This window comes from Marinagarivorans cellulosilyticus (assembly GCF_021655555.1).
In the GTDB taxonomy this organism is placed as follows: Bacteria; Pseudomonadota; Gammaproteobacteria; order Pseudomonadales; family Cellvibrionaceae; genus Marinagarivorans; species Marinagarivorans cellulosilyticus.
The window spans coordinates 3,824,646-3,837,070 of record NZ_AP023086.1; the positions used below are offsets into that span (position 1 = coordinate 3,824,646).

General features: G+C 46.1%; 8 protein-coding genes. 2 read left to right on the top strand and 6 right to left on the bottom strand.

The genetic code is table 11. From position 1 onward, the window contains the following. Nucleotides 1-128 precede the first annotated feature (128 nt). Together MARGE09_RS15400 and MARGE09_RS15405 are read right to left on the bottom strand one after the other, a co-directional pair. The gene (locus tag MARGE09_RS15400) at nt 129-2,681 is read right to left on the bottom strand and encodes a glycoside hydrolase family 3 protein (RefSeq protein WP_236983314.1); all 2,553 of its coding nucleotides are present in this window, start codon (nt 2,679-2,681) and stop codon (nt 129-131) included. Beyond that, nucleotides 2,678-4,027, bottom strand: coding sequence for a glycoside hydrolase 5 family protein (locus MARGE09_RS15405; protein ID WP_236983317.1), 1,350 nt, complete (start codon nt 4,025-4,027; stop codon nt 2,678-2,680). The genes MARGE09_RS15400 and MARGE09_RS15405 overlap by 4 nt, the downstream gene beginning before the upstream one ends. A 207-nt stretch (nt 4,028-4,234) precedes the next feature. Here MARGE09_RS15405 and MARGE09_RS15410 point away from each other — a divergent pair, with 207 nt between their 5' ends. Next, nucleotides 4,235-5,725: a glycoside hydrolase 5 family protein gene (locus MARGE09_RS15410; protein ID WP_236983319.1), complete on the top strand. Its 1,491-nt coding sequence runs from the start codon at nt 4,235-4,237 to the stop codon at nt 5,723-5,725. A 205-nt stretch (nt 5,726-5,930) separates the two neighbouring features. Continuing rightward, nucleotides 5,931-6,932 carry a LacI family DNA-binding transcriptional regulator gene (locus tag MARGE09_RS15415; protein WP_236983321.1) on the top strand — a complete coding sequence of 334 codons (1,002 nt, stop codon included), beginning with the start codon at nt 5,931-5,933 and terminating at the stop codon, nt 6,930-6,932. Here MARGE09_RS15415 and MARGE09_RS15420 read toward each other — a convergent pair. The 4 genes from MARGE09_RS15420 to MARGE09_RS15435 are packed head-to-tail and all read right to left on the bottom strand — an operon-like array spanning nt 6,918 to nt 12,417. Next, nucleotides 6,918-8,162 (bottom strand): AGE family epimerase/isomerase, encoded by a 1,245-nt coding sequence (locus MARGE09_RS15420; protein ID WP_236983323.1) that lies wholly within the window; start codon nt 8,160-8,162, stop codon nt 6,918-6,920. The genes MARGE09_RS15415 and MARGE09_RS15420 overlap by 15 nt on opposite strands. Further along, nucleotides 8,159-9,337: a glycoside hydrolase family 130 protein gene (locus MARGE09_RS15425; RefSeq protein WP_236983325.1), complete on the bottom strand. Its 1,179-nt coding sequence runs from the start codon at nt 9,335-9,337 to the stop codon at nt 8,159-8,161. Before MARGE09_RS15425 ends, MARGE09_RS15420 begins: the two co-directional genes overlap by 4 nt. Further along, nucleotides 9,334-11,190: a sodium:solute symporter family protein gene (locus tag MARGE09_RS15430; protein WP_236983327.1), complete on the bottom strand. Its 1,857-nt coding sequence runs from the start codon at nt 11,188-11,190 to the stop codon at nt 9,334-9,336. The genes MARGE09_RS15425 and MARGE09_RS15430 overlap by 4 nt, the downstream gene beginning before the upstream one ends. A 54-nt stretch (nt 11,191-11,244) precedes the next feature. Then, entirely contained in the window at nt 11,245-12,417 is a 1,173-nt protein-coding gene (locus MARGE09_RS15435; protein WP_236983329.1) for an AGE family epimerase/isomerase, read from the bottom strand. Between the last annotated feature and the right edge of the window lie 8 nt (nt 12,418-12,425).

The following is a 12,425-nucleotide window of genomic DNA, read 5'->3' on the forward strand; positions in this document are numbered from 1 at the left end:
TTAACTTAGCAACAGACGACAATTTTTCTGGGGACGCCGCGATCGCGGAACAAGTGCTTTTTTAAAAGCCTCCCCAAAATCTTTAAAGGGCTCCCCTCACTCAAGAAAAGCCCTTACCAAAAACTGCATTAGGGGCAGGTTATTGTTTGCTCAGCAGCTTCAACCCGCCTAAAACCCACATCGCGAATATCAATATTTAGCAACCCTTGAGTTTCTAGGCTAAATGGCACATCGATTTTGCTCATATCCGCACGCTCACGGGTAAAGCAGCGTAAGTCTATACGCAATGGCTGCCATTGATTCAAAGGAAAGTCAGTGAGGGCGTTGGTGATATCTAGCGAATTGGTCGCCAAATGTCCGCTCGCAACAACAAGATTAACGCTTTGCGTGGGTTTTTGTAGTAACCGAATATTCACATCCAACACAGCGCCATTTGCATATTGCGCTAGAAAGTCATTATTCGGTACATTATTGCGTAACACGAGCCGGCCAAAGCCTGCACCATTCCATGCCACCGAAACACCCTTGTTATTTTCTAGGGGTTTTGCGCTGATGTTTTCGATAGCAACAGTTTGCGAAATGGGTTTTCGTGCCAGCGATTTTTTTTCTAGTGCAAAAAACCACCCCTTCTCTTTCGAAAAGTCGACGGCTTGATACTGAGGTAGCTGATCGGCCAATATGCAACCGTAACGCCAGGCCTCGGTGTTTTCCGGCAGTAATTGCCATTGTTTTTTAGGCGACGAGTAATCCAAACCAAAACCTAATGGGTACAAGGTGTTTGCAGACGAAATATTATCGGGGTTTATTACCGCATCACACGGGTTAGCAGGCCAAGAAAAAGACAACCTGCCACTAAAATTATAATTATGCTTGCTACTGAGTAATACATCCGCAATGCCCTGCCCTTCGCTACCCGGCAACCAAGCAACAACAAACGCATCAGCCGCATTAAGCTCTTTATTCACCCAGCGCGGGCGGCCCGTTAAAAAAACGGCAACCGTCGGTATGCCCCTAGCTTTTAATTTTTTTAACTGCGCCAACGCCACTTTATCGTGCTGTTGAAATTCTAAGGTATCTAAATTTTGTATATCACCATACATTTCCGCATACGGCTGCTCACCAAAAACAACTATCGCCGCATCGGCCTTTGTGACTTGTTCAGCGCTTTCACTGAACTCAACCTGCCCGCCAGCCGCACTAATAGCGCGCTCAAAACCTTGGTAAATACTGGTGGCATTGGGGAACATATCGTTCGCAACGCCTTTGGCTTGCCAAGTAACAGACCAGCCGCCTGTTTGCGTAGCGATATTTTTAGCCGCATTTCCGACAACAGCAATATGGCTAGTTGGATTTAAAGGTAATACCCCCGTATTTTTGAGCAACACAAGTGATTCACGCACAGCTTTTCGCGCCAGCGCGCGATGCTTTTCACTGCCAACAACCCCTGTCTTGGCGACAATTTTGCGCGCCTGCGGGCTAGGTTTTTGCCACAAACCCGCACGCATTTTAACGCGCAAAATACGCCGTACTGCATCATCAATACGTGAACGTTCAATGTCGCCATTGCGCACTTGCGCCAAAGTATTGTGGTAAAACTGTTTCCAATCGGGTGCATAAGGCATCATAAAAATATCAATGCCGGCATTAACCGCTTGCGGGCAATTATCAATTTGACAGCCAGGTATATGCGCAATTCCTTGCCAGTCGCTTACAATAACGCCGTCGAATTGTAAGTGTCCTTTAAGCACATCGGTTAATAAATACCGGCTACCGTGTGAATGCTCACCTTGCCACCAGCTATAGCTGGCCATTATTGTTTGGGCGCCAGCCTCAATCGCTGCAATGTAGCCAGGTAGATGTGTTTTGATTAATTCTGCATCATCACCTTGGGTATAACCTTGATCATCACCAAAGGCAGTGCCGCCATCACCAATAAAATGCTTGGCCGTGGCCAAAACGCGGGACTCAGAGAGAAAGTCGCCGCTATTAGCAGCGCCTTGCAAACCACGCACTGTCGCAGCACCGAGTGTTGCTACAATATTTGGGTCTTCAGAAAAACTTTCATAAGTACGACCCCAGCGATCGTCACGAGCAACCGCGACTGTCGGCGCGAAATTCCAATCGACCCCAGTCGCTGCAACCTCTAATGCAGTGGCTTGGGCAATATCCTCTACCAATTGCGTATTACGTGTGGCACCCAAAGCGATATTGTGTGGAAACAATGTCGCGCCTTTCAAATTGCCATGGCCGTGTACTGCATCTGTGCCCCACAGCAATGGTATTGCCTTTTTTCCGGCTTCGGGCTTCATCGCCGCCTGATACAGCATTTCAGCATAAGCGGCCCACTCGCTAGGTGGGGCGTCGGCATTTTTATTGGGTGGCTGCCCACCGCCATTTAATACCGAGCCAATGCGATACTCACTTATTTCCTCTGCACTAACATGCGCAAGGTCTGCTTGTATCATTTGTGCGACTTTTTGCTCTAACGACAGGGTTTGTAAAAGCGCATCAACACGAGCCTCTATGACAGGGTCTTTTTTAACACCCGGCACCACTGTGGGCCATTGCGCTAGCGAGCTAGCATTGGCTTTCACACGGTTTTCACTTAATGGCTGACAAGCCAAAAGGCTAGCGGATAAAAAAATTGCCGCGACGGCAGTTAATGGGGCTGAAGTTCTCATTGATGCTCCCTTATTATTTTGGCGTGCTTCGCCATAATGGTTATTGTTGTTTTATCGTTAGCGTAGACCGAATTTAAACCTTGCGCTTCTTGTGGTGGGTCGCCAACAAATTGGCCGTCGCCGGCGCGCCAACGGTAATCGGCATGCTGCGCTTCACCAAAGCCCCCCCAAGCCCAAATATTGCTACCGACCAAAGGGCCGCCCTCGGCGCAGCTTTGTTCTATTTTGCCGTAGACGAATGCATAAAAATCATCACGATATGTCGTTGGCGCTTGTGGCGAAAATTGGCCTTGATCGCGCTCCAAACCGAACTCTTCCAATACGGTGGGCACGCCTAACTTATCAGCAAATGCAATGTGTTGCTTTATGTAATTGCCCGCTGTTTTTTTAGCGCTCTCAAAGGTTTCCTCCGGCTTTGTGGCATCGTACCAGCCCCAATTTTTCATCCATAAATGGAACGTCATGTAATCGATGCCTGTCCCTTTATGCGCATCAAGCACGCATTGAGGGCTTTCTAAGCACCCCATTACACCTTCAGAACCCAAAGATACCAGTTGATTCGGGGCTAAAGACTTAATAAGGCTTGCCGTTTTTTTTATCCACTGGTAATAGTCGGGCAAATAAGCCGCGTCGTGACTCTTATGGCCTGGACGCGGCTCGTTTGCAAGCTGCCAAGCCATAATTGTTGGATCGTCACGGTACGCAACGCCACTTAAAGAATTTACGCGAGAAGTAATAGCGTGAATATAGCGCTCAAACAACGCTGTTGCTTTGGGTTCACGGTAAAATTGCGCTGTGAATATTGGAAATGCGGGCCAGGGCGTTTTGGCGTCGCTTGGGTCTACGATTTCACCATTGTTTACCCATGATAAATACGTTGCCATTCCGCCAGACCACTCCCAAAAATTATTCAGGTATATCACTGCGCGCATATCGCGCTTGCGCATCTCGACGAGTAAAAAATCTAAACCCAATAAAATATCTTCTCGCTCGATTTCTCCACGATTATTAATGGCAGGGTTAACGGCATCGCGTAAACTGGATTTTTCTGAAGCCCCCAAAATCCGTAAATTAGTGACGCCCATAGCACTTAAGAAGTCTAGCTCTTTCACTAAGCGCATTCGATCGCCAATATCGGCCGCTGAGGAACCAAGGTAAGCGCCGTACCACATGTTTACGCCAACGTAGCGATAGGGCTTGCCCTCGATGGTGAATTGATTACCCGATACACGCACAAAAGCGCTGTTATCTGTAGGCTTAAAAGGCTGTGACACTGGCGGCTGCACACAACCAACCAACAACAGGAATATAACTGCGAGGAACTGCCGTGCATAAGATTTCAACATAAATGACGCCCTAAATATTATTTCGAAGTAATAACGGTTTCCCCAATATACTAAATTAAGTATCTTTAGTATATTGGGGAAACCGTTATTCAATATAATTACTATTTGTTTAGCATTTGACGCCAAATATAGTGTACTGCCCTATTGCTCTAAAAGGCGCTTAAACCCGTGGTTTGCAGGTTGACCCTATTTATTGAGGATTTTATTTTGCAAAAGTTTATCGCTTTAATGTGTGCGCTAATCAGCTTTTTAATACCTTCTGCACAGGCTGATTTCACGCATTTTATAACCCGCGATGGTCACCGCTTACTCGACGGTGCTACTGAATTGCGCTTTGCAGGTATCCATGCGCCCGAGTTGCATCGCATTGAAAACGATGCAGCGGGGCCTTGCTTACAAGATCCGCGTGGCTGGGGGCAGTATTTTCAATGGCCTACCGCCGACGAGCAAGAAAACTGGATAAAAGCACTAACTCGCTTTGGTCATAAGGTTATGCGTGTTTATGTGTTATCCGTTGCAACCCCATACGATCAAGATTGCCAACGTGAAACCCACATCCTACCGCCATCGAGCCCAGATGGAATGCCGGTACTCAATGAGAACGCCATGGTTGTTTACGACCGTATGATTGCGTTGGCAAGCAAGCACAACCTTCGCCTGATTCTGCCTTTTATTGATCACTGGAAGTGGTGGGGAGGCAGAGAGCAGCTGGCCGCATTTTATGGTGAGTCTGCGAATGATTTTTACAATACTGACAGCAAGACCTACCAAGCTTACTTGCACATCATCAGTACAGTGATTAATCGTAAAAATACCTTAACCGGACGTTTGTACTCTGAAGAAAAAGCCATAATGGCTTGGGAAACAGGTAATGAGCTGCGCGACTCGACCCCAGTATTTGTCCAAAAAACTGCAGCCCATATTAAAAAGCATGCGCCCAAGCAGCTGATTGTGGACGGCACCTACCTAAAGATTATTAGCTCCTCCTTAGACGATCCCAACATCGATATTATTTCCAATCATTTTTACACCACAAACGAGAACAACAACCCCGAGCAAATTGAAAAAGATTTAAAAGCCATTAATGGAAAGAAGGTGTACCTTATCGGCGAATACGGCCTTAAAGACGCAAGTGGCCTAGAAGATATCATGCATAAAGCCGTGCACTACCAATATCAAGGCGCTCGCGCTGCAGGCGCATTTATTTGGGGGTTTAGAGGGCACAGGCACAACGGCGGTTTTTATTGGCACAAGGAATATACAGGGCACTACAGTTACCGCTTGCCCGGCTTCACCGAGGGCGACCCGAACGAGGAACAGTCGGTTGTTGATATTGTGCGCACAGCACAAGCACAACTGCAAGGCTTAACCGCCGCGCCCCCACTGCCCGTGCCCGAAGCGCCTATTTTACGCGAGGTTAGCAGCCACGGCGCCATCGCATGGATGGGCGCCCCGCTGGGCAAATATTATAGAATTGAGCGACGCAAAAAAAATGCTAGCTGGAAATTCTGGCAGCGTTGGACACCTTGGCGAACCATCGGCCGAGACATCAGCGATGGCAAACTGGTTTTTATGCCACAAGAAGATACTTTATTTGTTGATAGCAACATAACGCACGGACGTTATCAATATCGCGTGTATGCCAGCAACCCTTCAGGAGAATCTCCCCCTTCTAACATTTACGAGCAGACTTTTTAGGCCCAGCGACGGGCTTAGCATGCACCAATAAAATGCCCTAAGGATAGATAGTTTACAAAGTTAGATGCAGTCTAACTTTTCGTTGTAACCGGTTACAACTTTTGACAGACTGAATAGACAATTGAATGCTAAGCTCCGCTAGTGGTGAATTTTATGCAATCGGTATTTTCGCCAAACAGTACTGTTATTTGAGTGGTTTAGCAGCATGTCGAGTATACGAGAGGTGGCATTAGCGGCGGGTGTATCCATTGCAACCGTATCGAGAGCATTAAGCACCCCTGAAAAAGTATCAAAAAATACCCTCGAGCGGGTTAATGCGGCAATCGATAAAATGGATTACCGCCCCAACATGATGGCCCGAAACTTTAGGGCTGCACGCTCTTATTCAATTGTGGTTTTAGTTCCTAACATTGCAAACACATTCTTTTCGACGGCTATTAGGGGAATTCAAAGCTCTGCACACAAAGCAGGTTATGCAGTAATCTTGGGCAACACCAATGATTCCTTAGCGCTGGAAAAAGAGTACGTCAACTTTGTACGCACACGACAATCCGATGGCACCATACAACTTCGCCCGCACTCTAGCGGCAGCCTTATAACCCCCGAGCTTAATACACCCGTTGTGAGCGTTTGTGGCCGTGAAAACAGCCCGCACCCTTCAGTTCGTATCGACAATATCGCTGCAGCACAAACCTTGGTTGAACACCTCATAAATCAAGGCCACCAACGCATTGGGGTTATTGCCGGCAATGCTGACGACCCGCACACAATGGATCGCAAACGCGGTTATTGCCAAGCAATAGAACGTGCAGGAATTAGCTTTGATGAAACGCTAATCAGTTATGGAGACTTTACGCTGTGCTCTGGTGTTATCGCAGCAAATCACTTCGTTAGCATGGCACATCGGCCCACCGCGATTTTTAGCATGAATGATGAAATGGCCATTGGCGCCCTACAAAGCTTCCGTAGCGCTGGCCTAAATCCACCAAAGGATTTCTCTATCGCTGGGTTTGATAATATTGAATTTTCAAAATACACCGAGCCGCCATTGACTACCATAGCCCAACCCGCTGAAGAGCTTGGCAAAACGGCCTTTCATGTTTTATTGCAACTTATTGAAGAGCAAGAGCTACCCAGTAATGATATTGTTTTGCCCTACGAGCTAATTGTCCGTGAATCCACCCAAAACGCCTTAGGCGAGCTGTAGGTTCTGGATACGCCGGCACACTTCAATTAATGCACGTCCATTGTGATAAGGGCCTTTCCAAAAACCGGCGGTGTAATAATTTTTACCCTTCGGATCGCCTTTTGCCATCCAGCGCCACTCGCCCAATTCGGTATCTATAATTTCGCTTTTTAAAAACTGCCACAACCCTTGAACTAACACGATATAGTGTTCTTCTTGGGTGATTTCGTAAGCATTAAAAAAGCCAACCATTGCCTCAGCTTGCACCCACCAAACCCGATCTTCAATTTTAGCTTGCTTTATCAGTGAATAAGCGTCAACAAGTGCGCCATCACTTTCTATGCCTTCATTTTTGCACGCCTCTGCAAGTTTCAATACAAGCTGCTTACCTTGCTGCGCTAATAGGCCATCTTCTACGGCAATAATGGCCTGCCATAACAACCAGCTGCTTTCGATATCATGACCGTAGGAATAATCTACACTTTCGTCTTGCCAAGAAGCCGTCATAAACATTTTTAAATGCGCGGTATCGGCAAACGGAAAACGCATTGAATAGCAGTCGATTAAAACCACCAAGGCACTTTTAACTTGGCTATTTTTACTCGCCAAATACAACCCGGTGTAAGCTTCTAATATGTGTAAGTGTGTATTCATGCTTTTAGCGCTATTCAGGTCTTTTTCGCTAAGGCGAATATCATCAAGCGTATTCCATTCACGCGAAAAAGCCTCACAATAGCCGCCATTTATTGAATCTAACCCATAGCGTTCTATTAATGTAAAAATATCCAACGCCAATTCCAGCGCCGCATGATTTTTCGACAACCGGTAATACGCACTCAAGGCATACACTGCGAAAGCTTGGGCATAAATTTGTTTTCGGTTATTAGTCACTCGGCCATTAGCGCTCACTTCCCAAAAAACACCACCATGCTGCGTATCTATAAAATGCGCGACTATATACTGATAAAGATGATCTGCAATTTTCTTCCATCGAGATTGATGCTCTTGCTCAGTAAGAAAAAGGCCCGCCTCACTGTAGAACCACAATAAACGCGCCGCTAAAATAACTCCTCTCGGGGCAAGCGGTTTAACAACTAGGTCATGGCCAATCTCGCCGACAAAACCATCAGCCACAATCACATTTTCATCCCACCAGTGGCAAATCCGCAGCAGCTCTGCCTTGCACTCCCCCGCCAATATATTTAGAGATAGTGGATCAAACATACTGGCAGATTCTAAAGATCCCTTCACTGCATTCCCTTTAAATAGCTTTCGTTTTTGTCGATTAAATTAAGCCGCGTTTGAACAGATGCTGCCGAGGTCAAGCCATCTTGCGGCGTGTTATTAACATAATCTAACAGCTGCGCTACAGTCGTTGTGGCAACATGCATGCGGGTATCAGATGACGCATAATAAATTTTTATATCATTGCCGTTCAGCACCCAACCATTACTAAAGCATACATTTGACACATCACCGATCCGCTCCTCACCTTGCGGAGCAATAAAGTGGCCGCCAGGCTGCCTAACAATGCGCCATGGCTCTTTTAGGTCGGTCATAAAAACATAAAGCACATAACGCAGACCCGCTGCAGTATTACGTACACCGTGAGCTAGGTGAAGCCAGCCCTGCTCTGTTTTTATCGGCGCAGGCCCTTGACCATTTTTAACTTCTTTAATGGTGTGATAGACCTTCCCGTCAACGATCGTTTCGGTTTTTATTTCCGCTTGAGTAATATCACGGCATAAACCCCAACCAATACCCCCACCGCCGCCAACACTAATAAACCCATCTTGAGGGCGGGTATAGAATGCATATTGGCCATCGATAAACTCAGGATGTAAAACAACATTGCGCTGCTGACCCGAGTTTGTGATTAAATCGGGTAGGCGCTCCCAATTAACAAGATCGTGTGTTCTTGCAATGCCGCACTGAGCAATAGCCGCAGTGGTATCGTCCGGGCAGCTAGGGTCTTTTCTTTCGGTGCAAAAAACGCCATAAATATAACCATCTTCATGTGCAATTAAGCGCATATCATAAACATTGGTGTCTGGCTCTTGCGTTTCGGGCATTACTAGCGGGCGTTTCCAAAACCGAAAGTTATCAACACCATTTTCGCTCTCTGCAATAGCAAAAAAGGACTTCCTATCAGCACCCTCTACACGCAATGCCAATACGTATTTCCCCTGCCACAGCATTGCACCGGCATTAAAGGTGGCATTAATGCCTAAGCGCTCCATGCACAATGGGTTTGTTTCTGGGTTTAAATCGTAACGCCATGCAATAGGCGCGTGGCCGGCTGTAACAACCGGGTTTTCCCAGCGCGTAAATACACCATTATCAGGGGTTAATGGGTTATTTTTTTTGCAAATAAGCGCTTCATGCTGATCTAAAATTCGTTTTAAATTCGATTCAAATATATTCATATTACCGTTTGCTCTTTTTCAATTAGGGCCGCAGTTGCATATTCATCGGGGTAATCTTCCAGCGTGTCATACCAGCGAATCTTCAGAAAATAGGTTGTCGCGATTAATGTCATAACAGCCACAAGCAACGCGCCCCACATTTGAAGCACTAATAAAATTCCGGTTGCAGTCAAGCTTGTATGCCAAACGAGCCCCACCAATACATTCAACGCATCTCGACCAAAATATGCGTTGGGCTGTATCTTGGGGTAATCCTTTTTCAACTCGTCATAAACCGGCTGCCAAAAGCCCCAAGGCCTAGTTTTTAGATAGAATTTCTTTAATACAGACATGTCATTCGGCGCAGTAAGCAGCGAGCCGGCGACGCAGGCAACAATACAAATCAGCAATATCGCGGGAAAAGCATAAAGCTCGGGAACATCAATAAACATCATAGGGATGGCCACTAAGATGCCTGCTAACATGCCATAAAAATAACCAAAGCCATTGAAGCGCCACCAATACCACTTCAATACATTGGCAGCCGTATAACCCCCATAAAGCGCACCCACAATCCATAACACAACAGAATTTAAAGAAGGTACTTTTAAACCAATGATAGATCCAATAACAATAAAAGTTATCGATACTAGATAGCTAAGCTTTACGTAGGTTGTATCATTGGCGCTGGAATTAAAGTAACGCTTGTAAATATCATTAACAATATAGGCTGGCGCCGCGTTAGCGGTGGCGGCAAAAGTGGACATATAAGCGGCAATAAGTCCTGCAATCAAAAGCCCTGCCACGCCTACAGGTATATAGTTCTTAATGGCAAAAGGCAGAATGGTTTCAAAATCTAAATTGTCGCCCATCAATTTTAAATCGCCCAGAAAAAAGGCTAATGCTAACGCCGTAAGCCCAGTAATAAGCATATATCGCGGTACAAGCAAGGCGACGCTCACAAATGCGCTCATTTTGGCGGCATCTTTTGGGCTCTTTGCGGACAAGATGCGCTGCATATCATAATTGGGAGCAGGCCCTGCCATGCTGACCAAAATGCCGCGCATTAATACCATTCCAAAAAACACACCGAATAAATCCATGCCCTCATTAATAATAATTTGTTGTGCCTGAGGAATAGAACCAGACCAATCCAACCCAATGTCCCAACCAACCCCCATACTAAGCCAGCCTTGTGGCACGGCGGCTATTAGCATCTGTGGCGAGACCGTTAAAATAGCAATAGCGCCAACGGCTATGCAGGCAACCGTCATCATAAAAAACTGTAAAACTTCAGTAAAAACGACCGCATACATCCCCCCCTTAACTACATAGAGGGTAGTTATTGCGGTAATAATGCAGGCATAATAAGTTTCATTTTTTTCAGGCACATCAGACAATTGCCAAGGCATAAATACCGCCGCGAACTTCCCTATTCCAATAAAACCATACGCCAAGTATCCCAAGACAAGACATAAAGCAAAAACAACTACAATCAAATGCGATAACCTTGCGCCAGCACTATCACCAAATCGAAAACGAATCCATTCGGCTCCAGTCATAACTCCCGAGCGGCGCAGCCACAAAGATAAAAAAATCATCAAAAATACTTGATTAAAGGCCGGCCATAACCAAGGAACATAGATACTTTTCAGGCCATAAATAAATAACCACGACACCATTAACATAGTGCCTGATATATCAAACTGACCCGAGGCATTGGATAAACCTAAGGTGAACCACGACAGTTTATTGCCGCCTAGGAAATAGCTTTTCATGTTTTTGGAAGCTTTTTTTGATATCCAAAAACCTATTGCCAATGTACTGAGCAAATAAATTACGATAATTGCACTATCAATAATTGTTAGAGCCATTGAATATCCTTAAAGATCATAGTGTTAAGCTATTTTTTGAGCGCAACTCAGCGACTAAGAGCGCATATCATTGCAGTATTGTAAGACCTCGCCACAAGCCACAATAAGATGATAAAGCGTGCTCGCCGCGATATTGGCATTGGTAATCTCATTGTTTTCACCTCGCTGGTCACAATACCCGCCAACGGTTTCGGCACTCACGAAATACGTAAAAAGCTGCTCAATCGATTGTGCCGCGAGTTTCTCGGCTTGTAAGTTACCCGCTCTTGCTTGCGCAATGTGCGCCTTAATCAGCTCGGTTGTAGGCCAACAGCGCTTGGTGCCAGAATGTAATGTGACATTTGCATCAGAATCAATATAAACAAAGTCAAACATGAGCTTTGATTGGCCATAAAAACCTAGCTCTAATGCTTTAACATATAACGGCTGCGTATAGCGGCTAACATCATGACCAGACAGCCGCTGATACCAGCGCAACAACCAAACCCACTCCATCATATGGCCAGGCTCTATTTGTGTACCAAACTCGCCTGCGTGAGGCTGCCAATTGTGGTTAAAATATTCCAACACAACCCCTCTTTTTGAATCGAAGAAGTGTACTTGAAACAGGGCAAATATCTCACTGGCTCTTGCTAGCCAACGCACATCGCTACTGCATTCATACAAAGACATAAAAGCTTCGAACAAATGCATATGCGGGTTTTGCCGACGATGCGGTGCATCGTAGTCACCCTCGTGCCAGCCTCCCACTATAGAACCAAAGTGCTCATCCCAATACGATAGCAATTGTGTCGCTGCATCTAATACGTCTTTATTAGCTGTTGCGCGATAAATCGCCGAATAGGCTAAGAATATAAAGGCGTGGTCATAAAGGTCTTGTTTAGCATCCACAACATTAAAACGCGCATCCATAAGGTGGCTAAAGCCCTGCCTTGCTGTAGGGTGAAGCGCATGTGAAATCACAAAATGCAGCAATTCATTTGCCATATCGGCACCGGTCGGCAACCACCCCTTGCTGTAAGCATAGGCATAACTAAATATTTGCCTCGCTTGCACCCTAACGCGGTTATGAGCGGTCAAGTCAGGCAGTCCGTCTGCACCGAGCTGCTCATAGTGACCGCCACTGACCTTATCGATGCCGCGCTCAGCCCATAACGGCAAACATTCGTCTTTTATCCACGATTCAAACTTTGCAGCGCAGCTTAAGAGCTCTGGGGGTACCGCCATGAAGCCAA